The 21,730-nt window shown below is 69.7% G+C and carries 17 protein-coding genes; 6 read left to right on the top strand and 11 right to left on the bottom strand.

What is annotated here, in order from left to right:
- Window position 1: 1 nt before the first annotated feature.
- Window positions 2–829: a hypothetical protein gene (locus tag O3T09_RS03255; protein ID WP_269295338.1), complete on the bottom strand. Its 828-nt coding sequence runs from the start codon at window positions 827–829 to the stop codon at window positions 2–4.
- Window positions 830–990: 161 nt separating this feature from the next.
- Window positions 991–2,715: a helix-turn-helix domain-containing protein gene (locus O3T09_RS03250; RefSeq protein ID WP_269295337.1), complete on the bottom strand. Its 1,725-nt coding sequence runs from the start codon at window positions 2,713–2,715 to the stop codon at window positions 991–993.
- A gap of 122 nt (window positions 2,716–2,837) precedes the next feature.
- Here O3T09_RS03250 and O3T09_RS03245 point away from each other — a divergent pair, with 122 nt between their 5' ends.
- Both O3T09_RS03245 and O3T09_RS03240 read left to right on the top strand, forming a co-directional pair.
- Window positions 2,838–3,941 carry an alcohol dehydrogenase catalytic domain-containing protein gene (locus O3T09_RS03245; protein ID WP_269295336.1) on the top strand — a complete coding sequence of 368 codons (1,104 nt, stop codon included), beginning with the start codon at window positions 2,838–2,840 and terminating at the stop codon, window positions 3,939–3,941.
- Window positions 3,942–3,952: 11 nt separating this feature from the next.
- The gene (locus O3T09_RS03240; RefSeq protein ID WP_269295335.1) at window positions 3,953–5,365 is read left to right on the top strand and encodes a hypothetical protein; all 1,413 of its coding nucleotides are present in this window, start codon (window positions 3,953–3,955) and stop codon (window positions 5,363–5,365) included.
- A 327-nt stretch (window positions 5,366–5,692) separates the two neighbouring features.
- Here O3T09_RS03240 and O3T09_RS03235 read toward each other — a convergent pair whose 3' ends face one another.
- The 4 genes from O3T09_RS03235 to O3T09_RS03220 are packed head-to-tail and all read right to left on the bottom strand — an operon-like array spanning window position 5,693 to window position 12,690.
- A complete protein-coding gene (locus tag O3T09_RS03235; RefSeq protein WP_269295334.1) occupies window positions 5,693–7,645 on the bottom strand; it encodes a DNA/RNA helicase domain-containing protein in 1,953 nt (650 codons plus the stop codon).
- The gene (locus O3T09_RS03230) at window positions 7,642–7,965 is read right to left on the bottom strand and encodes a nucleotide pyrophosphohydrolase (protein ID WP_101967490.1); all 324 of its coding nucleotides are present in this window, start codon (window positions 7,963–7,965) and stop codon (window positions 7,642–7,644) included. Before O3T09_RS03230 ends, O3T09_RS03235 begins: the two co-directional genes overlap by 4 nt.
- A 38-nt stretch (window positions 7,966–8,003) precedes the next feature.
- The gene (locus O3T09_RS03225; protein WP_269295333.1) at window positions 8,004–10,574 is read right to left on the bottom strand and encodes a DEAD/DEAH box helicase family protein; all 2,571 of its coding nucleotides are present in this window, start codon (window positions 10,572–10,574) and stop codon (window positions 8,004–8,006) included.
- Window positions 10,575–10,578: 4 nt separating this feature from the next.
- The gene (locus O3T09_RS03220) at window positions 10,579–12,690 is read right to left on the bottom strand and encodes a site-specific DNA-methyltransferase (RefSeq protein ID WP_185194494.1); all 2,112 of its coding nucleotides are present in this window, start codon (window positions 12,688–12,690) and stop codon (window positions 10,579–10,581) included.
- Between the two features lie 115 nt (window positions 12,691–12,805).
- Between O3T09_RS03220 and O3T09_RS03215 the strand changes: the two genes are divergently transcribed.
- Window positions 12,806–15,346, top strand: coding sequence for a GmrSD restriction endonuclease domain-containing protein (locus O3T09_RS03215; RefSeq protein WP_269295332.1), 2,541 nt, complete (start codon window positions 12,806–12,808; stop codon window positions 15,344–15,346).
- Window positions 15,347–15,421: 75 nt separating this feature from the next.
- Window positions 15,422–15,631, top strand: coding sequence for a hypothetical protein (locus O3T09_RS03210; protein ID WP_002857973.1), 210 nt, complete (start codon window positions 15,422–15,424; stop codon window positions 15,629–15,631).
- A 90-nt stretch (window positions 15,632–15,721) separates the two neighbouring features.
- Here O3T09_RS03210 and O3T09_RS03205 read toward each other — a convergent pair whose 3' ends face one another.
- Window positions 15,722–16,522, bottom strand: a complete 801-nt coding sequence (locus O3T09_RS03205; protein ID WP_144820006.1) for an enoyl-CoA hydratase/isomerase family protein — start codon at window positions 16,520–16,522, stop codon at window positions 15,722–15,724.
- Between the two features lie 21 nt (window positions 16,523–16,543).
- Between O3T09_RS03205 and O3T09_RS03200 the strand changes: the two genes are divergently transcribed.
- Window positions 16,544–16,672, top strand: a complete 129-nt coding sequence (locus O3T09_RS03200) for a hypothetical protein (RefSeq protein WP_255351296.1) — start codon at window positions 16,544–16,546, stop codon at window positions 16,670–16,672.
- A 9-nt stretch (window positions 16,673–16,681) separates the two neighbouring features.
- Here O3T09_RS03200 and O3T09_RS03195 read toward each other — a convergent pair whose 3' ends face one another.
- Complete coding sequence (locus O3T09_RS03195) at window positions 16,682–17,224, bottom strand: MarR family winged helix-turn-helix transcriptional regulator (protein ID WP_002857975.1); 543 nt, start codon at window positions 17,222–17,224, stop codon at window positions 16,682–16,684.
- Window positions 17,225–17,356: 132 nt separating this feature from the next.
- Here O3T09_RS03195 and O3T09_RS03190 point away from each other — a divergent pair, with 132 nt between their 5' ends.
- A complete protein-coding gene (locus tag O3T09_RS03190) occupies window positions 17,357–17,743 on the top strand; it encodes a hypothetical protein (RefSeq protein ID WP_051050341.1) in 387 nt (128 codons plus the stop codon).
- Window positions 17,744–17,752: 9 nt separating this feature from the next.
- On the opposite strand, the gene O3T09_RS03185 is transcribed toward O3T09_RS03190, so the two are convergent.
- From O3T09_RS03185 to O3T09_RS03175, 3 genes are read right to left on the bottom strand one after another with little or no spacing between them, the layout of a single operon-like run.
- Entirely contained in the window at window positions 17,753–18,955 is a 1,203-nt protein-coding gene (locus tag O3T09_RS03185) for an acyl-CoA dehydrogenase family protein (RefSeq protein WP_144820005.1), read from the bottom strand.
- Window positions 18,952–20,550, bottom strand: coding sequence for a fatty acyl-CoA synthetase (locus O3T09_RS03180; RefSeq protein WP_269295331.1), 1,599 nt, complete (start codon window positions 20,548–20,550; stop codon window positions 18,952–18,954). Before O3T09_RS03180 ends, O3T09_RS03185 begins: the two co-directional genes overlap by 4 nt.
- 20 nt (window positions 20,551–20,570) lie before the next feature.
- A complete protein-coding gene (locus O3T09_RS03175) occupies window positions 20,571–21,719 on the bottom strand; it encodes an acetyl-CoA C-acetyltransferase (RefSeq protein ID WP_070709059.1) in 1,149 nt (382 codons plus the stop codon).
- Window positions 21,720–21,730: the final 11 nt, after the last annotated feature.

Below are 21,730 nucleotides of genomic sequence, written 5' to 3'. Positions count from 1 at the left end.
CTCAGGGGTGGGCGACCCGCGCCGGGATCGCGTCCAGCAGTCGCCGCCAGGCGTGTCGGGGGCTGTGATCGAGCCGGCCCGCACCGGGCAGGGCCACGTGCACCGCGGTGCTCTCGCCGTCGCGGACGCGGAGCAGGGTCACCCCGGCTTCGTCCGCGTCGAGGGCGTGGGCGGGGGACTCGGCCAGGGGTTCGATGTCGACCTGCAACGGGGTGCTCTCGCCCGGCAGCAGGCCCAGGGCGACGGCGTCGGCCAGGTCCGCGAGCACCTCGGGGGCGGTGCCCAGCACGTCGTCCGCCAGGTCTGCGAGCTCGGTCTGGTCGATGAGCCCGCGCGACGTGAGCGGCAGGGTGTGGCGGCAGAACACGGCGACGCCGTCGACGTCGTGCAGCAGGATCCGCTGGGTCTCGACGACGCCCACGCGCACCCGCGGGCCGACGTCGGCCACGAGGTCCGCGACGCGACCGCGCAGCCCCAGCTCCGCGACCTCGGCCGAGTCCCGGCACCAGCGCAGGGTGCCGAGCAGATGCACGGACGCCAGGCGGGTGGGGAGCGTGAGGTCCAGGGCGTCGCGCAGGACGTCCACGCGCACGTCCAGCGGCGCGGGCGTGTGGAACGCGCCGAGCGAACCGAGGAGGTTGGGGACGTGGGCGATCACGAGGCGGCCGTCCGCGCTCACGCCGTGGACGGCCGTCGTGAGCGTCTCGCCGGCGCGGAAGGCCGTGACCTCGACGGAGCCCTCGCCGCGGAGCAGCCGCTGGGCCAGCAGCAGGCGACGGGGCGCCACGGGCGGCAGCGGATGGGCGGGGTGCGTGGAGGCGTGGGCCATGGGGGTCCTTCCGGCGGGGGTCCGAGAACCAGTAAGGCACACCTCAGTGAGATACGCAAGGCGAGTGTTGTGTATTTGTCGCGTGTGGGGCGGTGGGGGCGTGTGTCAGGAATCGTCTGCGGATCTGACCCTTCTCGACGGCCGTGGCCGGGTCAGAAGGGTCAGATGCGCAGAAGATTCCCGAGGATGGGGGCTGTCACTCCCGAGGCGCCGTCGTCGTCGCATGCTGCCGAGAGCAGGGCGAGATGGAGGTCGAGCGATCGCGGAGGCGTGTGCCAGTCGGAACCCAGGACGGCGCCGAGCTGCTCCAGTCGTTGCAGGACCGTGTTGCGGTGGAGGAAGAGCCGGCGGGACGTCTCGGCCACGTTCATTCCGGCGTCTAGGTAGGCCAGTGCGGTCTCTCGGAGTGCCGCGGCGCGCTGGGGTGGCAGGTCGCGCAACGGCGCCAGCGGGCGGGCCGTCACGTCCTTGCTCGCCTCGCCGGCCCCGGTGAGGACCATGCCCACGGCGCCCACGGTCGACGCGTCCACGGCGTGGAGCCCTCCGGCCACCCGGCTGACGGCGAGGGCGTTCTCGAGCGTGCGGAACGCTCCCGGCAGATCGCGGAAGTGCTCGCCCGGCCCAAGGAAGGCCATCTGCCATACGGCCTCCGTCGCATGCCGCACTGCCGCCTCCACGCGGGCGGGCATATCCGGGCGGTCGCCGATCACGCACCATGTGCCGCCCCACGGGGCGCTGAGGCGCACTCCCGCCACGGGTGAGAGCACTCGCTCGGCGAACTGGGGTTCGGGTACGGCGGCGAGATCGATGACGACCAAGCTGACCTGTGAATCCTCGCGCAGGCCGAGCTCGGCGAGCGCCCGACGCCGTCGCGCGATTCCACCGGCGGAGTCATCGACGAGTTCGGCCAGCAGGCCGGCGCCCGCCTCGAGCTCGGTGGCGCGCCGCGCGGTGCGGAGCCGTCGTGCGAGCAGGAGGTGCTGCGCGGTCCTGCACAGGGCCTTCTCCTCGGCAGGGTCGAGGGCGCGGCGGACGGCGAGCCAGTCGCGCGCGTCCCGATCTGCGGCAACGAGTGTCCAGGTGCGGCCATCCGGCGCCTCGACCTGGTGGGCCGCACCCGCCGCGTGACGGGAGGGCAGGGCGGGGGCGGGCCGCAGCGGCGACGTCGGACGTTCGGGGGAGAGGAGTTCCACCTCCACCCCGAAGTGCTCGGCGGCCCGATTGAGCACGGCCGTCTCATTGGGCTCCTCCAGCAGGGCCTGGCATTGGCGCGAGGAGAGCTCCTCCAGGCGAGTGAGCTCACGCAAGGACTGGCGTTCGTGATCCCGGTCTGCGTCCGCGCGCCCCGCGGCGTTGAGTGCCTCCGTGTAGCGATGTGCGTTCTGGATCGCGATGGCGGCATGTTTGGCGAGTGACTCGACGATGGTCACCTCGGAGTGGGTGAACCTCCGGGCGCGACGTTCGGCGACCATCAGGGCGCCGAGCGGTCGGCCGTCGACGACGAGGGGTGAGCCCATGATCGCGTGGACACCCTCGGCCTGCACCGCATGGTCCACCTGGGGGATGTGGGTGATCGTCGGGTCGTTGGAGTAGTCGAGGCTCTGGAAGGGTGCCAGACCCTCCGCCACCTTCCCGAGCACTCCCGTGCCGATGGGCATGCGGATCGTCCGGTACGCGTGGGTCACGACGCCCTCGGCCCGGCGGATGTACGTCTCACCTGCTGCGTGGTCATTGAGGCTGAGATAGGCCATGTCTGTTCCGACGAGGGCCCGAGTGCGCCGAACGATGGACGCCAGGACGGATTCGGTGTCGGCCAGTTCCGCGAGGTCGGCAGCCGTGTCGAGCAGGGCTCGGAGGAGGCGGTGGTCGAGGGTGTCAGTGGTCACTCTGCCCACTTTATTCGGTGAGAGATGGACTGGATGTCTGTAGCGCTGAACAAGGAGCGCTGGTGGGATGGGACGAGGCCCTGAGGCCTACATCACACATCCCCGTCGTGGAAGGCGCTCACATGCAGATCCGTGGAGCTGTTCTCGAGGAGATCGGCCGGCAGAGGCCGTACGCCTCGTCCCGTCCCCTCACCATCTCGGACCTGGAGCTCGATCCCCCGGGCGCAGGCGAGATCCTCGTCCGCATGGAGGCCTCGGGCGTATGCCATTCGGATCTGTCCGTGGTGAACGGTCATCGCGTGCGGCCCGTCCCCATGCTGCTCGGCCACGAGGCCGCCGGGATCGTCGAGGAGCTCGGTGAGGGTGTCGACGACGTGGAGGTCGGCCAGCGGGTCGTCATGACGTTCCTGCCTCGATGCGGCGAATGCGATGCGTGCAAGACCGACGGTCGCCTGCCCTGCATCCCCGGCACGGAGGCGAACAACGCCGGCGTCCTCCTGGGCGGCGGGATCCGACTCCACCGCGACGGCGACGAGGTGTTCCACCACCTGGGCGTCTCCGGATTCGCGACCCACGCGGTCGTGAATCGGAAGTCCGTGGTGCCCGTCGGCTCTGACGTGCCGGCCGCCGTCGCTGCGGTCCTGGGATGTGCCGTGCTGACCGGCGGCGGCGCCCTGCTCAACGCCGCGGCCCCGGAGGAGGGGGACTCCATCGCGATCGTCGGCCTCGGCGGCGTGGGGGTCGCCTGCCTTCTGACGGCGGTGGCGAGCGGTGTGCAGGAGATCATTGCGGTGGACATGTCCGAGGAGAAGCGGGAGCTCGCCCTCAGCTATGGCGCGCATGCCGCCTACTCGCCCGAAGAGATGGCGGAGCGCGGCATCAAGACCACCCACGTCGTCGAGTGCGCCGGCCATCCGGCTGCCTTCATGACGGCGTTCAACGCGACGGCGCCGGGCGGCCGGACCGTCACGGCGGGGCTCCCCTCGCCCGAGCAGACGGCGGAGATCTCACCGCTCACCATCACGGGTGAGGCCCGCACGATCATCGGCTCGTACCTGGGCACCTCGGTGCCCGCTCGCGACATCCCGCGATACGAGCAGATGTGGCGTGAAGGTCGGCTGCCCGTGGAGAAGCTCGTCTCCGCGACCATGCGGCTCGACGACATCAACGAAGCGATGGACCAGCTGGCCGATGGCCGTGCGGTCCGTCAGATCATCGAATACTGAAGGCCACGTACATGACGACTACTGCGCATCATCCGCTGGACGAGGAAGGCATCGGAGAAGTCCCCCCGCACTGGAAGGCAGGGCCCTTCCAGATCCGCCTGCCATTCGTGCACTACCGCTTCGAGTGGCCGGACTACGTCCAGGGTCTCTTGATGTGCGCCGTGGACCTCGCGGCCATCCCTCTGATGGTCGAACTGCTCGGCATGCCGTTCGAGGTGGCCCTCGCCGTCGTGGTGTTCAACGGTCTCCTGTACCTCACCCATCACCTCCTCGGCGATCCGGTGGTTCCCGGGTGGATCACCCCGGCGATCCCGCTGGTCATGGCCTACTGCTCAGCGTTCCCCGAGGGGGAGGAGCGTGTGCATGCACTCATCGCGTTCCAGTTCATGCTGGGCGTCTTCTCGATCACGTTGGGTGCGACGGGACTCGCCTCCAAGGTGGTCTCGCTGATCCCCTCCGCCATCAAGGCGGGCGTCCTGGTGGGTGCGGGAATCGCCGCCGTCCAGTCACTCTTCGTCGCCGGAGGGCGTTTCGAGACCTTCCCGGTCACCATCACGATCGCGGTGGGGATCGCCTTCCTCCTGCTCTTCTCCAGCCGGTTCGCCGCGATGCGGACCAAGAACCCGATGTGGCGCACGATCGGCAACCTGGGCATCCTCCCGGTGATCCTCCTGGCCGTGGTCATCGCACCCCTGGCCGGCGAAGCGCCCTGGCCGACCATCGAGTGGGGGTTCAACACCCCGGACTTCGCAGGCCTCTTCGCCGGGTACACGATCTTCGGCATCGGCCTCCCGCCGGCCTCGATGTTCCTCACCGCGCTGCCCACCGTCCTCGCGACCTACATCGTCGTGTTCGGCGACGTCCTCCAGGCCCGGGCGATCCTCAAGGAGGCCGACCAGATCCGCACGGATGAGGCGGTCGTGTACAACCCGGACCGTGCCCACCTGATCTTCGGCGGCCGCAACACCCTCATGTCCATGATCGGTCCGGACGTGGCCATGTGCGGACCGATCTGGTCTGCCATGCACGTCGTGATCGTGGAGCGCTACAAGGAGGGCCGCAAGGCCATGAAGTCGATCTTCGGCGGGGCAGGGTCGTTCCGGTGGGGCACGAACACCGGGCTCCTGCTGCTGCCGATCGTGACGCTGGTGCAGCCGGTGCTCGGGGTGGCTCTGGCCCTGACCCTGCTCATCCAGGGATTCGTGTCCGTGAAGGTCGGCATCATGGAGGCCCGCAGCGTCAAGGATCTGGGAATTGCGGGAGTCACCGCGGCGGTGCTGGCGTCCAACGGTGCCGCATGGGGCCTGGCGACGGGCGTCATCCTCTGCCTCGTGGTCTACGGCCGGGACTTCTTCCGCGGTGAGCCGGATGCCACCTTCGAGGCGATGCTCCGCGCGCAGGAGGGCCAGGCTGCCGAGAGCTGACGTCTCACGGGCCACAGCTGTCGACCGAGGCCCCGGGATGCATCGTTCCGTTCCGTGCGATGCAGACCGGGGCCTCGGTGCGTGGGTCTGGCTGCCGGAAGGCCCGCCATCTCCCCGGGGAACGTCGCTGGCTTCACCCAGTCCAGATCCCCGGCCGCCTGGGCCACGGGCTGGGTCTTCTCCAACACCCGCTCTCATACGGTCTGAGCGGCCTTCATCGGGTCCGAACCGGAGCCGGAATCTTCTGCGGATCTGACCCTTCTAGGCGGCCGTGGCTGGGTCAGAAGGGTCAGATGCGCAGAAGATTTCCCCCGGGGGTAGGGACTGTCACTCCCGGGCCCGCTGTCGGGAACGGCGGAGCTCCTCAGCACGACGACGGGCCTGCTCGAGGTCGTCCGTGGAGAGGATGAACTCGGTCTCCGCCGAGTGGCCGACATCGACGGCGCGCAGGACCTCGCCCGGACGGCCACCCGGAGGGACGCCGAAGGACGCCGACGTCACGCCGGGTTCGTCGATGCCCGGGAACCAGCGGGCGAGCTGCTCCCGGAGACCCGCGTCCACGACGTACAGGTAGGTCCCGCGGACGCCGCGCGTCAGGAGCACGTTGTAGATGTTGATGACGTACTCGCGCAGGTCCTCGTCCGAGTAGGTGCGGCTGAGGTAGCCGTTGTTCTTCTTGCCGCCCGTGTCCGCATAGTCGGCACGGGAGAAGACCACCCGTTGGGCCGTGTCGTCCCACTGCAGGTCAGGTCCGATGACGACGCCGGCGTAGTTGAGGTCGTATCCCTGGAGGGTGTGGATGGAGCCGATCTCGTCGAGTGAGCCGGGGGAGTCGACCCAGTCGGTGTCGGCGACGTTCCACGGCATCCGTACCCCGTCGAGCTCGATGTCCCAGTCCGGCTTCGAAGGGTCCTTGCGGAAGCCCTTGCTCTGCCACTTCCAAGCGAACCCAGCGGCAAGACGGGCGAGCGTGAACTCGGTGTCGCGCGCGCGGATCGCCTCGCGCATCGCGCCGAAGTCCGTGAACATGCGCAGGTCGTACTCGCCCAGGTCCGGGGCCGGAGGGTGCTCGCCTCGGAGGAGCTTCCCGAAGAAGTCGACGTACGAGTCGGACGCCTTGACGCGGAGCTGTGACACCAGCGCGTGGTGACGATGTTCGGCACGCGCCCGCGCGAGGAGGGCGTCCACCGTCGCGGTGTCGAGGTCGGCCGGACGCACGGTCTGGCGCGGGTCCACGAGCAGGACGACGTCCCTGGCCTGCTGGGTGATCCAGTCGAGCTGGGTGTGGGAGACGTCGTCGTCGCCGAAGAGGCGCTGGTTGATGGCCGTGTACTTGTTGTTGAGGGCGCCGTTGGACTGCGCCGAGCGCAGACCGAGGCGGTGGGCCTCGTCAACGATCAGGATGTCGTAGCGCTCCTCGGCGTCTCCGACGTTCCACACGGACAGCACCATGGACGGGTGCAGCCCCGGCGTCCGGCGGAAGACACGCTTGAGGGACTGGCGGAGGGACTGCTGCGGGACGACGATCCCGATGCGCAGACCACGGCCCTCGGTGCCGCGCAGCAGGGCGTTCCGGTTGGCGTGGGTGAACAGGTCGAAGAAGTCGTGGTCGGAGCTGAGGTCCACCTCGACGTCCTCCTCCGTGAGGTTCGCGAGGTCCACGAGCAGTTTCGCCAGGAACACGCCCACCACCGTCTTGCCGGTGCCGGGGCCACCCTGAATGACGAGTGGGCCGCGATCGACGTCGTCATCGGCGACGAGCAGTTGGACGATGTGCCGCAGCGATGCCTCCTGCTCCGGCGTGAGCACCTTGAAGGGCGAGAGCTTGAACAGGGTGCTGTTGAGGATCTGCTCGCGGGAGCGGCTGAACACCTTCTCCGCCCGCAGCCGCTCGAAGATGTCCGCGAACATCTCCTGGTAGCGCGTGCGGTCGTAGTAGTCCGACTCCGTCATGCCGGCGTTGCGGTTCAGGACTTCGCGGGCGCCGTCGCCGCTGAGCATCTGGATGAGGTAGCGCTCCAGGTCCAGGGCGGCGGACTTGTTGAACTCGTCATGGAGCACCACGCGCATCGTCGTCAGGCGGGCCTTGCGCGGGTCCATGTGGTGCTGTCCTCGTCGGGCGACGACGTTCGTCGTCTCGCCGACGTAGACCTGCTTCTCGTTGTCGATCACGTAGACGGCGGGCCAGTCCCGCATGCGCGCGTTCTTCTCCTGCTCGGGGGGAAGGGCACCCTTGAACGGCAGGCGTTCCAACGTGTACCCGGGGTTGTGGTCGGTCATGACGACGTCGCCTCCTCGTCCCCGCCTGTCGGCACCGGGTGCTTGATCCGCGTCTTCACCAGCTTGGCCTGGATGATCTCATCCACGTCCCAACCCATGTGGTCCGCGAACATGAATGCGTAGGTCAGCACGTCCGCCAGCTCGTCCTGCACCTCGTCCATGTCCGCGCCGTCCTCCGTCCACTGGAAGTGCTCGAGCAGCTCCGCGGCCTCGATGCTGATGGACTTGGCGAGGCTGGCCGGGGTGTGGAACCGGGCCCAGTCACGTTCGGCGATGAACTCGCGCAGCTGGGCCAGGGTCTCGTCGTGAGGGTCGGTCATGGGTCCTCCAAGGGTGGCACGGTACGACGTCGGCCGATTCAGTACCGCGGGGCCGCCTCGTAGAGGGCCTTGGCGTCCTGCGCTCCTCGCACGGCATCGCGGACGGCGGGTTTGGTCAGGTCCAGGACCCGGAGCTCGCCGTCGGTCTCCGCAATGGACTCGATTCGGCGGACGTCGCTGCTGTGCTGTTCCGCAAAGTCGGCCAGACCGCGCAGCTTCGGCAGGGCGTCGGACAGGTGGTGGCCGTGGGGGTCCACGATGTCCGCGACGATCTGCCCGCCCGCGGTCTCGTGGAAGAACACGAAGTCCGGACGCAGGGCCTGCCACTGACCGGTCCCGTCCCGGTAGGCGACGGCGAGCGACTCCCGGGTGGCCCGGGAAGGGTTGCGGTACCACCCGCGGAAGCTCTCCTCGCGTGCCTCCTGGTCCAGGACGCGAGTCTCCCAGTCGTTGAGGTTCACGGGGAAGGTGCCGTCCGGAGCGGACATGAGATGACCGGTCCGCGTCGGAAACTCGTGTTCGGCGCGGTCCGCGCCCCGCCACCGGCGGTCCGCCTGTGCCACCTTCGGGCGGGAGACCGTGATCTCCTCCGGTGTGCGGGAGGCGCCCTCGATGGTGTCGTACTCGGCCTGTTGCTCGTCGCTGAGCCCTCGGCGGGCCACGCGTGTCTCGTCGAGCCACTGCCGGACGAGCGCATCTGCTGCATCCTCCGCGGCCTGGACGACGTCGGACGTGCGGCCGAGCGCCGCCACCACCAGGTGGGCGTCGGCGAGTGTGGTCGTCTCGTCTCCCGGGGGCGCGATGTGATCGACGTAGGCGCCGGCGAGCCAGTCGGACAGCGCGCGGGAGGCTTCGGAGTAGGCGTGTTCGATGGCGCGGGCGTCCGCGTCCAGGGTGAGGGATGAGCTCGCCACCGGCGCGTCGGTGCCGGCCCGGCCGCGCAGCACCTCGGCAGACATGCGGAGGACGTCTTCGCGGGAGTCCGCCACCGCCTTCTTGAACTCCACGGCACGCCCGTCGAGGACGGCGCACATCCGCTCGGTGGCGGCCTCGAAGGCGTCGTCCTTGACCCCGTCGAGGGTCAGCCGTGCGGCCAGGCGGTCGAGTCGCTTGATCGGCTTGAGGCGCGAGCCTGGGATGGTGACGGAGGGGAGTGCGTCGAAGGCCGCCCATACTTCCGGGGAGAGGGCCTCGTTCGGTTCCAGCCGGACGGGGTCGAAGAGCACGCGACGGAGGGGGTCGGGGCTCGGGCCAGGGGTGGGGTCGTCGAGGTCACTCTGACCGCGCATGAGCTTCTCGGCGATCGTGGTGGCCGTGTCGCGGTCGAAGTGGGGCAGCAGGCAGTCGACGGAGTTCAGCACCTCGTTGCCGGGGATCCGGCGGGCGAGCGGCGTGCGCATCATGCGGCCGAGAAGCTGGTGGACATAGGTGGCGTCCTGGTAGGTACGGAAGGACATGAGCACCTCGGCGCGGGGGCAGTCCCAGCCGGTGGAGATCGCCTCCATGGCGAGCAGCACGCGGATGTGCGTGGCGTCCTGGACGCGCTGCGGGGCGATGTAGTTGACCACCTGGCCGGGCAGGTGGCGGTCCGCGTGGGTGCCGAAGACGTGGGCGATGTCCTGCGGGCGCAGCTCGGGCCACTCGTCGTGGATGACGTCCAGGATCTGGCTGAGGTGGTCGTCCGAGGGCTTGTCCGCCACCTGCACCACCAGCAGCGGGACCACGGGGTCGGCCTCGCTCTGTTCGACTGCATACGCAGCCCAAGCCTCGGTGGAGGCCTTGGTACGGCGCACTGCTTCGCGTAGCAGGGTGGTGTCGAACACGCCGGCCTCAGCTGGGATGACGAGCACGATGTCGTCCTTGAGCAGCCCGGAGGCCTGCACCCGGACCGGGTCGACCTGCACGGGGGAGAGCGCGTCGCGGCCCTGGGCCTGGGCCATGGCCTGTGTGAACCGCTCCACGGTGGCGGAGATGCCGAACACGATCGGCATGGGCGGGGCCCCCGCCGTGCCGTTGATCAGGCGCTGGACGATGGTCTGGCGGTCCCGCTGGGGCTTCATGCCGCGGTGGGCCTCGTCCAGGATGAAGTAGAGGGTGCGCCCCTCCCGGGCGACCGTGGCGGCGATGACGTCGTAGAGGGTGCGCTGAGCCATGTCCGGGGCCGCCAGCACCGGTGTGCGGCTGTTCGTCGGGGCTGTGGCCCCGCGCACCAGGCGGCCGCCCTCGCGCAGCTTCTGGGCGTTGAGGAAGTAGACCATCCCGGGCGCGAAGCTCTCCTCGCTAAAGGAGGCCTCCACCGTGCGGAGCCGGCTGCCGAGTTCGCTGGAGGCGGCGTTGATGCGGATGCGGGACTGCTCGTTGAGGGACGGGTCGTCGGAGAACCAGAGCACGGTCGCCCCGGGGTCCGGCTCGAAGTCGAACTCATCGGATCCGAAGAAGAGGGCCTCGATGACGGCGGCCGCCATCACGGTCTTGCCCGCACCGGTGGTGGCCGCGAGGGCGAACTGGGAGAGCGCCTCGTAGCGCTGGTAGTTGTCCCGGGCGCGGTGCAGGTGGCGCAGGACGTCGGCGACGGCGTCCACCTGGTAGTCCTTCAGGGTGTAGCGCATGCTCTCAGTCCCTCCGGTTGATCTGGAAGTTGTGGAGGTAGGACTCGTAGAGGCGCACCGGGGTGACGCGCTCGGGGAGTGCGCGGGCCACGTTCTGGTAGGCGGCCGCGGAGTCCGTGACGATGTAGGCCGTCTCCACCGTGTCACGGGACTCGAGTGCCTCGAGGAAGTGAGCGGCCTGGTCGATCGACTCCAGCACGCCGTAGGCCTCCGCGACGTCCCAGCCCCGGGCTCCGAGGTTCATGATGATGCGGCCACGGGACCCAGCCCGCATCCACAGCAGGGGTGCGATGCGCTCGAACGCACGGTGATGGCGCACCTCGAGGGGAGCCTCGTAGGTCAGGGTGAAGAACGCCGCGTTCTCCGCGAACCCGTCGGCCATGGGGAACTCGTCCGTGAATTTGTAGTCGCCCTTGATCGGGTCCCCGGCCGGGGTCTCGCCCGTGATGGCCGCGGTGATGCGGGGCTTGGTGATGTAGTCGCAGATGCCCCACTGCTCCCACTCTGGGTCACCCGGCCGGAGTCCCTTGGCCCGCAGACCCTTCTGCTCCTCAGCGGAGACCTCATTGTTCGTCACTGAGATGCACTGGCGGCGCCCGCCGTCCTGCTTGTTCAGGCGCATGACCGCGTGGGCTGTAGTGCCGGAACCCGAGAAAAAGTCGAGAATGACGGCGTCGGGCTTAGTTTTGATGAAGAAGCGCAGTGCGTCTTCCACCGCATACAGAGACTTCGGAAAGGGGAATCTGCGATCCGGCATGAGCGCACGGATAATATTCGTCCCAGACCGATACGCCTCATGCGATGGACGTGCCCACTGGGTTGTGGGAGGCTTGCGTTTTGTCCTCTGGTAAGACACTAGTGCGGACCCGTCCTCGCGATAGCCGGTAACCTCCGCGAGGCCACTGTCGATCTCTTTTTCCCGGCCTCCGGTGATGTACCTAATGATGAAGGGCTGCGGCTCATTCGGTGACGGCTTCACACGGATAAAACCTTTGGCGAGTTTCTCCCTCGCGGCACTGGGGATGAGGGACCACATCATCTCCGTTCCGTCGGGCCTGATCGGCCAAACAGTAGCGCACCCCTCACGGGACGGCTGACGACGTCGATCTACTTCTGGTCCAATCGGTTCACCGATCTCCTCGATCTTATGAGTCTTCTCATTCACATAAATCGGGTAGAACTGATTGGGGCGCGTGTGACGGAGGTTGCTCGCGCCCTGCCGACGAAAAGTTCGCCAATCCATCTCCTCGGAGGTACTGCCCTCGACCTCCTCCGGGCAAATCTCTGCTTTACCTAGACGCACGAAGTAGATGAACTCATTGGTCCTGTTGAACGAGTCTGCACGAGCCGTCCCAGCCGGGTTGATGAGTGTAGAGATCATCTGAATCCGCGCCTCGGGAAATGTCTGCTCGAGGAGCATTCCAAGTCGGAGGTACTCCTTCTCGTCGATGGTGACGATCAGGACCGAGTCCTCGGGGTTGAGGAGTTCGCGGGCGACCTGGAGGCGGCGCTCCATGAACGACAGCCACTTGGAGTGGCGGTAGTCGTCGTCGGACTCGACGTAGTCGTTGTTGTACTTCCAGTCCTTGGCGCCCGTGTTGTAGGGCGGGTCGATGTAGATGCAGTCCACCTTGTGGCGGTGGGTGTAGGTGAGCATCTCAAGGGCGTGGAAGTTCTCCGCGTTGATGACCGTGTGGAACGGCTTGTCCCCGCCGCGTTCGACGCGGCCGGTCTCGACCAGCCCCGGGAAGATCCGGTCCTGGATGCCGGCCACAGCCACCAGATCCGCGGTGGAGACGGACCGGGTCTCACGCTCGGCCTCGTCGCCCTCCGATTCCAGGTTCGCCAGCACTCCATCGGACGTGCGCCGAAGACTGGTTACGCGCCACCGCACGGAGTCGCCCCCGTGCGTCGAACCACGGGGAGGGAGCACCCGCACCGTGTCTCCCACGCGGATCGGCCGTCCGGGCAGCTCCACGCCCTCCGGCTGATGGCGTTCGAAGACCAGACCGAACCGCCGGCCCTGGGTCAACTGCCGGATCTCACCCTCCAGATCGGCGGCCAGCTGAGGGTCCTTGGCGCGCGCCTGAGCCAGGAGGTCGGTGAGCCGGGACACGATGGATCTCCCTCGTCGACGGTGCGGACGGCTTCGTCCGCCGGAAACTCCAGCAGTCTATGGTGTGCATGGGGCGGTCAGGGGTGGTACCAGAGTCCCCCGTTAGGCTCCTTCCATGGTCGCCGCACGTGAAGTCACCCTGCAAGAACTCCTCGGGGGTTCGTACCAGTACACGGTGCCGCTGTATCAGCGGACGTATTCCTGGGGCCGTGAGCAGTGGCAGCGCCTGTGGGAGGACGTGGTGGACGTCGCCGACCGGCGGCGGGACAACCCTTCGGCAACCCATTTCATCGGCTCCCTCGTTCTCGCCGGCTTCCGGGACAACGGGCCCGGTGGCGTCCAGCGGTGGCTCGTGGTCGACGGGCAGCAGCGGCTGACGACGTTGACGCTCCTTCTCGCCGCTGTCCGCGACCACCGGGCTGAGCACGAAGGCCCCTTGCACGCCGATCGGGTCAACGAGAAGTACCTGGTCAACAAGTGGGAGGACGGCGATCTCCGGTACAAGGTCCTGCCCACCCAGGCCGACCGTGCCGCCTACCGTGGGCGGATCGAGCACGCCCCGGATGCTGCCGAGGGCTCCAGGATCAGCGAAGCCCATCAGTTCTTCCTGACGAAGCTGCTCGGGTTGAGTCAGCCGTCTGCTGACGGTGAAGAGGAGCCGCTGACCTTGGCGGAGGTCGAGTCCGCCGTCGTCGCCGGCCTGTCGATCGTGTCCGTGACCACCGGGGAGAACGACAACGCCCACCGCATCTTCGAGTCGCTGAACAACACCGGCCTCAAGCTCACCCAGGGCGACCTGCTCAGGAACTACCTGTTCATGCAGCTGCCCACACGGGCGGATGAGGTCTACACCACCCTGTGGCTCCCGTTGCAGAACCTGCTCTCCAATGAGGAAATGGAGACCCTGTTCTGGCTTGACCTGGTGCAACAGGATCCCAAGGTCCGCCAGACGGAGATCTACGCGGGGCAGCAGCGTCGTATGCGTGGCCTGCAGGACGAGTCGCAGGTCAGGGCGGAAGTCGAGCGGTTCCTGGCGTTGGGGCGTCTCTACGACGTCATGCTCCGTCCGGAGAAGGAGAAGGACGCCGCAGTGCGGTTCCGCTTGACGCGCCTGCGCGCCTGGCGCACGACGACGACGTTCCCGATCACATTGCACCTGATGGAGCGCCGGTCGTTGGGGGACATCGACTCGGACGAACTGGCCCGTGCGCTCCTCTACCTCGAGTCGTACCTGGTCCGGCGCCTCGTCTTCGGCCGCTATTCCGACGGTCTCAACACCACCTTGCTCGCGGCCACGGCTGACATCCAGGGTCAGGACGACCCGGCGGATGCCCTGCAGCGCTTCCTCTCCAGCGGACGGAAGCACTTCGCCTCCGACGATCAGATCCGCCAGGCCGTGATGACGGCACCCTTCTACACGACGGGCCGGGCGGCCCACCGGAAGCTGATCCTCCGGTGGATCGAGGAGTCCTACGGCAGCAAGGAACCGGTGGACCTCGACAGCGCGACCATCGAGCATGTCATGCCGCAGACCCTCACGGAGGAGTGGGAGCGCGCTCTGGCCGGCCAGCTCGAGGCGCACCAGGACCTTCGAGAGGTGCACACCGAACTCCTCCACACCTTGGGCAACCTCACCCTCACCGGGTACAACAGCGAGCTGAGCAACGGGCCCTTCGCGGTCAAGCGTGCGGAGCTGGCCAAGAGCGGCATCCGCATGAACCAGGAGATCTCCGCTGAGCCGGTATGGGGTCCCGCGCAGATCCGTGCTCGCGCCGAGCGGCTGGCGGACCGGATCGTCGGTATCTGGCCGGGGCCTTCAGCAGAGGCCGCCTCCGGAGTCGCTCACACTGCCTGGCAGACGCTGTCGGATGCCGTCGCGGCCATTCCCGCCGGGTTCTGGACCTCCTACGGCGAACTCGCACGGCTGATCGGAAGCCATCCGGTCCCCGTGGGGACCTACCTCGCACGGACTGCCCTGCCGCACGCTCATCGTGTGCTCCAGGCGGGAGGCACCGTCTCTCCGTCCTTCCGGTGGGCCGACGTCCAGCGCACGGACGATCCGCACGACGTCCTCGCAGCCGAAGGCGTGCGCTTCGCCGAGGACGGACGTGCCGACGGCGGCCAGCGGCTGCTGGCGGAGCAGCTCGCCGAGCTCATCGACGCCGACGTCGACCTGACCGATCCCCGGTCGCTCGCGGCCCCGGGCAACGACCCTGCGCTGCGGGACCGCTGGGTCGACCGACTTCACGACCACAACGATCCCGAATCGGCCCGCGCACTGATCGAGGTCCAACGAGGCTGGGTCGAGCGCGGTGGCCGGGCGGAATTCGCGGACAATGCTGCCGGCGGTTGTTTCCTGGTCGTCCCGCGCACGTCAGCACGCGCCATCTGGCCGGTGATCCTGTACCCGACGTACGGCGTCGAGGTCGTCCTCTATCACCTGGCGAAGTGGGCTCCCTTCACGGACGAGACGCTTCTCGACGAATTCCGGGGACGTCTGAATCTCATCCCCGGGGTGGAATTCGGCCCTGAGTCTCTCCGCCGACGCCCGAGCATCAAGCCGCAGACCCTTCAGCCGGCCGCGGCGCAGGAGGCGTTCCTCGACGCGCTGGAATGGTTCCTGCGCACCGTCCAGGAGGACGACAGGACTTACTAACAGCCCTGCCAGGGGCAGGCCCTGGCGAGGCGCTGACCCCCTCACCCCGTCCACCCCACCCAGTACGCTCGCCCCATGAAGATCGGTCTCCGCAAGCCCAGCCTGAAGAAGTCCATCAAGGCCCGCACCACGGGCCGCGCCAAGCGCGCGATCAAGCGCAAGGTCATCCCCGGCTACGGCCGCAAGGGGATGGGCTGGCTGCGCGATCCGAAGCGCGCCGCCTACAACGCCGTCTACCGGCGCACCACGGTCGGCCTGGGTGACGTCCTGAAGATGTTCAAGTGACCTCCACGCCCTCGCGGACCCGGCCGGGGTCGGCCCGCTGAACACGCGCCGCCGGCCTGGCCACTCACGGCCCGCGCCGCCGCCCACCTCTCACCGGCCCGCGAACGCCTCCACCCGCCGCACGGCCTCCGGGTGCTCGGACGCCGCCGCGATCGACGCCGCCTCCTGCCGCACATGCGCGCGCAGCGCCTCGACGTCGGCCCCGCGCGCCAGCGCCTTCGTCGGCCCATAGGTGTGCGCCGGACCGGCCACCAGATCGTCCTCGAGCTCCGCCAGACGCGCCGCGAACGCGCCGCCGGCCACCGCCTCGGTCGCCAGGCCCCATGCGACGGCCTCGGTCCCGTTCAGGCGCCGCCCGCCGAGGAGCAGCTGCGTCGCGCGCACCGGCCCGAGCACCCGCGGCAGCCAGTAGGACACGCCTGTGTCCGGTGTCATCCCGAGCGCGGAGAACGCCGTCACCAGCTGCGCATCCTCGCGCACCAGCACGACGTCGCCGCCCAGCATGAGCCCGAGCCCCGCCCCGGCGGCCGTCCCGTTGACGCCGGCCAGCACCAGCAGGCGTGAGCCCGTCAGCGCCACCGCGACCTCGCCCGCCGCCTCGCCGAGTTCCTGGATCATCGCGCGCCGCTCCGGCCCGGCAGGCGCGGCAGCCATGGCCTGGACGTCCCCGCCGCCGCAGAAGATCCGCCCGGCGCCGGTCAGCGTGAGCACGTGCACGGACTCGTCCGCCTCGGCCGCGGCGATCGCCGCGAGCACCTCGCGCGCCATCGTCAGTCCGAGCGCGTTGCCCTTCGCGGGCCGGTTCAGCGTCAGCCGCACGACGCCGGGCCGCGTCTCGACGAGGACGGCGGGGGCGTCGTCGGAGGAAGAAGGGGTGGGTGCGGTGCTCATGTCAGCTCCTGGGGTTGGCGGGTGCGGTGCACGGGTGCCGGCCGCGAGGACGGCCGGCCGGGCATGGGGTGGGTGCGCGATCCGAAGCGCGCCGCCTACAACGCGGTCTACAAGCGCACCACGTTCAGCGTCTGGGACCTGTTCCGCTGAGTCTGTTCCTCACGCGGGCTGGTCCGCCTCGTCCTCGTCATGCTCCTCCACGCTGCGGATCAGGGCCCGCAGGAACGCGGCCGCGCCGGCGAGCTCGGCCGGGGTGAGGCCCTCCACCGCGGCGAGCATACTGCGGTGCATGGCGCCCAGGGTGGCGCGGACCTCGTGGTCCGTCTTGGCCGTCGGCTCCACCACCACGGATCGGCGGTCCTGTGGGTGGGGTGCCCGTCGGGCGTAGCCGTCTCGGACCAGTCGGTCCACCAGGGCGCTGGCGGAGGCCGGGGTGATCTCCAGGGCGCTGGCCAGATCCCGCTGACGGACCTTGTGGCCGCGTCGGTCGGCCCGCAGCAGGTAACGCAGGGCTGACAGGTGGGTCTCTCCCATCCCCATGCTGTCCCGGGTGCGGGCGCGCATGCGCCGTTCGGCCTCCCGGTAGCGTCGCAGCAGGTTGAGCACGTCCACAGGTTCGATCTCGCGGGCGCCGCGGGTGTACCAGTAGCCCGACGTCGGTTCGCCATCCGTGCTGGTCAGCGTGGTGTGCTCCTCACCCATGCGCTCTTGAACCTCCCTGTTCACGTCACCCCGAAAATTTGGTTAGTCTTCCTAACGCATAGTTATACTAACATTATCCAGGTCACGGCGATCTCTGTGAGGGGGCGCCCGGGCCGCGGCGAGAGGAATGTCATGACAGCAACGCTGGAGGCCCCCCAGGCCATGGGGCGGACCCTGTCCGCCGTCCCGCCCGTCCTCGAGTCCCCGGCGCCCCAGCCCGCCGCCTTCCGTCAGCGCTGCGCCCGCCTGGCCATGAGTGCCGCGCGGGCCGTCACCGTGTTCCCCGAGGTCGCCGAGGCGAGGTTCGCCATCACCGGCACCCCCTCCGCCCCGGAGCTGGAGGTGGACTGCATCCTGCGGGACGGAGAGGACACCGCGGCGGTCATCGAGACCATCACGGTGCACCTCGTCGAGGACCTCGAGGAGCTGCTCGGCGCACGGTTCCACGAACGTCGGCTGGAGCTGGTCGTGGACCGCAGCCTGCCCCGGGTGGGCGTGGGGGTCGTCTCCGCGCCCTGAGGGAGGCGCTCACGCGAACGCGCTCATCCCGGTCAGGTCCCGGCCGAGGATCAACGCCTGCACGGACTCGGTGCCCTCGTAGGTGTGCAGCGCCTCGACGTCGGCGAAGTGCCGCATCACCCGGTGCTCGAGGAGGATGCCGTTGCCGCCGAGCATGTCGCGGGCGATCTGCGCCACCCGCCGCGCGCCCCGCGTGCAGGCGTACTTCAGCAGGGACGCCTGCTCGTCGCGCAGCCGCCCCGCCGCCTGCAGGCGGGCCACGGCCACGCAGCGGGTTTGCATCGCGGTCACCTCGTCCAGCATCTGCGCGAGCCGTTCCTGCACCATCTGGTGCGCTCCCAGCGGCTTGCCGAACTGCTCGCGCTGCCGGGCGTACGCGAGTGCGGCCTCGAACATGGCGGTCGCGTGGCCCAGCGCGGACCAGCCCACGTTCACGCGGGTGGCCACCAGCACGCGCGCGGCGTCCTTGAACGTCGCCACGTCCGGCAGCCGGGCGTCGTCGCCGACCCGCACGTCGGTCAGCGTGATCTCCGCCTGGTGGATGGCCCGCAGCGCGCCCTTGCCCGTGATCACCTCGGCCTCGTAGCCGGGCGTGGACTGCTCCACCACGAACCCCTTGACCTGGCCGTCCTCGGTGTCGCGCGCCCACACGATCGTGATGCCCCCGGCGGCCCCGTTGCCGATCCACTTCTTGGCGCCGTTCAGCACCCAGCCGCCGGCGCCGTCGGGCCGCGCGGACGTCTCGAGGGACACCGAGTCCGAACCGTGCAGCGGCTCCGTGAGCGCGAACCCGCCCGGCAGCGTGCCGCGCGCCACCGGCTCGAGGTACCGCTCCTTCTGCTCCGGGCTCGCGCAGTGCACCAGGGCGCGCAGCACGAGCCCGCCCTGCACCGCCGCCGCGGCCGCCATCGACCCGTCCGCGCGGGAGATCTCCATCGCCACCAGGCCCGCGGCCAACGGCGACATCACCGCGTGCCCCGGCACCTCCAGCCCGTCGGTGAGCAGGTCGAGCTCGCCCGCCCGCGCCACCAGGTCCAACGGGTACTCCGCCCGGTCCCAGTGCCCGTCGATCCGCTCGAGCACCTCCCGGCCGTAGGCACGGGCGCGGTCCCAGTGCGCGCGGTCCTCCTCCGTCGCCTCCCCGAACGCGTCCAGGTAGTCGACGTCCAGGGGCGTGACGACGTCGTAGATCGGCTTCTGCAGGCTGGTCACTTCGACCCCTGCGTCCGCTCGGCGCGCAGCGCGCGCTTGAGCAGCTTGCCCGACTGGTTCCGCGGCAGCTCCGCCACGAAGTCCACGCGCTTGGGCACCTTGAAGCCCGCCAGCCGCTCCTTCACGTGGGCGCGCACGGTCTCCGCGGTCAGCTCGGCGCCCTCCTTGAGCACGACGACGGCGGTCACCGCCTCGATCCAGCGTTCGTCCGGCAGGCCGATGACGGCGACCTCGGCCACCTCGTCGAGCTCGTAGATCGCGTCCTCGACCTCCCGCGGGGCGACCAGCACGCCGCCCGTGTTGATGACGTCCTTGATGCGGTCCACCACCTGGATGTAGCCGGCCGCGTCCTGGGTGACCTGGTCGCCGGAGCGGAACCAGCCGTCGTCGGTGAAGGCGTCCGCGGTGGCATCCGGGCGGTTCCAGTAGCCGGAGAGCAGCTGCGGAGAGCGGTACTGGATCTCGCCGGGCTCGCCGGGCGCGGCGGGGACGCCGTCGGCCGTCATCACCCGGGCCTCCACGTGGAACACGGGGCGGCCGCACGAGGCCGGCCGCGCGTCGTGCTCCTCGGGGCGCAGCACGGTGCACAGCGGGCCCAGCTCGGACTGGCCGAAGCAGTTGTAGAAGCCGATGCCCGGCTGGCTCTGGCGCAGGCGTTGCAGCACGGTCACCGGCATGATCGAGGCGCCGTACTGGGCCTTGCGCAGCGAGGAGAGGTCGCGCGTGGCCAGGTCCGGATGGTTCGCCAGCGGCACCCAGACGGTGGGCGCCAGGAACAGGGAGCCGATGTGCTCGGTCTCCACCAGCTCGAGCATCCGGGGGATGTCCGGGGCGGCCAGCAGGCGCACCGTGGCGCCGAGGCTCAGGTAGGGGAGCAGGAACACGTGCATCGCGGCCGAGTGGTACAGCGGCATGGCCACGAGGGGGCGGTCCTCGGCCGTGAAGTCCAGTGCGATGATCGAGGAGAGGTACTCCGCCACGAGCGCCCGGTGGGACATCATGGCGCCCTTGGGGGTGGAGGTGGTGCCGGAGGTGTAGAGCAGCTGGGCCAGGTCGGTGGCCGACACCTCCGCCTCCGGGGCGGCGGCGTCCAGCGTCTCGTCCCGGGCGGTCTGAAGCACGGAGGGCTCGGCGTGGCCGGCGGGGAGCATGGTCCACACGTGCCGCAGAGCCGACGCGCGGCCCTCGGCCCGGACCTGGTCGACCCGCTCGAGCATGCCGGCGTCGGCCACGAGCAGCTCCGCGCCGGAGTCCTCGAGGGCGTGCGCGAGCTCGCCGCCCTTGAGCGCGAAGTTCACGGGCACGTGCACGTAGCCGGCCGTGACGCAGGCCAGGAAGAGCAGCGCGTAGGCGTCCGAGTTGGTGGCGTAGGCGGCCACCCGGGTGCCGGCCGGCAGGCCGGTGTCCTGGAGGCGGCGGGCCACGCGGTGCGCTCCGTCCCGGAGCTGGGCGTAGGTCCAGTCGCGGTCCTCGAAGCGCAGGGCGACGGCCTGCGGGGAACGGGCGACCGCGCGTGCGAACACGCGGCCGATCGTGTCCTCCGGGGCGGGGGAGAGGTGGCCGGCGTCGGTGGGGTGGGTGATCTGGCCTGGCATGGAAACCTCCGGGGGATGGGTCAGAGACGCTCGATCACGGTGACGTTGGCCTGGCCGCCGCCCTCGCACATGGTCTGCAGGCCATAGCGGCCGCCGCTGCGCTCGAGCTCGTGCAGCAGCGAGGTCATCAGGCGGGCGCCGGTGGCGCCGATGGGGTGGCCCAGGGCGATCGCCCCGCCGTTGACGTTGACCTTCGCCGGGTCCGCGCCGGTCTCGGTCAGCCAGGCCAGCACGACGGCGGCGAACGCCTCGTTGATCTCCACGAGGTCCATGTCGTCGATGGTCAGGCCCATGCGGTCGAGCGCGTACGCCGTCGCCGGGATCGGGGCGGAGAGCATCATGACGGGGTCGGCGCCGCGGGCGGAGAGGTGGTGGATGCGGGCTCGCGGGGTGAGGCCGTGGCGGCGCACGGCCTCCTCGGAGGCGAGCAGGAGGGCGGCCGCGCCGTCGGACATCTGGGACGCGGTGGCCGCGGTGTGCAGCCCGCCGGGGACGATCGGGTCGAGCGAGGCGATCTTCGCGGCGTCCGGGGTGCGGGGGCCCTCGTCCGCGGTGAGGCCGGCGAGGGGCAGGATCTCGCGGTCGAAGCGACCGTCGGCCTGGGCGGCGAGCGCGCGCTCGTGGGAGCGCACCGCGAACTCCTCCAGGGCGTCACGGTCCAGGTTCCAGTGCCGGGCCATCATCTCGGCCCCGCGGAACTGGGAGATCTCCTCGTCCCCGTAGCGGGCGGCCCAGGACTCGGAGCCGGTGAACGGGTCGGGGAAGCCGAGCTCGCGGGCGGCCGTGTTGGACAGGGAGAGCGGGATCGCGGACATGGACTGCACGCCACCGGCGACGACGAGGTCCGCCGTCCCGCTCATGATGGCCTGCGCGGCGTAGTGGACCGCCTGCTGGCCGGAGCCGCACTGGCGTTCGACCGTGGTGCCGGGGACGTCCTCGGAGAGCCCGGCCGCGAGCCAGGCGTTGCGCGCCACGTCCATGGCCTGCGGGCCGAGCTGGTCGATGCAGCCGAGGATGACCTCGTCGTACTCGGCCGAGTCGATGTCCTGGCGGGCGACGAGCTCGCGCAGCGGCGCGGCCGCCAGATCGAGGGGATGTACGCCGGCGAGCCCCTTCCCTCGGCGACCCACGGGGGTGCGGACGGCGTCGATGATGTAGGCCTCGGGCATGGGGGCTCCTC

This window comes from Micrococcus sp. H39-S4, from assembly GCF_027158145.1.
GTDB lineage: Bacteria > Actinomycetota > Actinomycetes > Actinomycetales > Micrococcaceae > Micrococcus > Micrococcus luteus.
The sequence above is the reverse complement of the archived record's forward strand: the minus strand, read 5'-3'. Positions and strand labels throughout refer to the sequence as shown.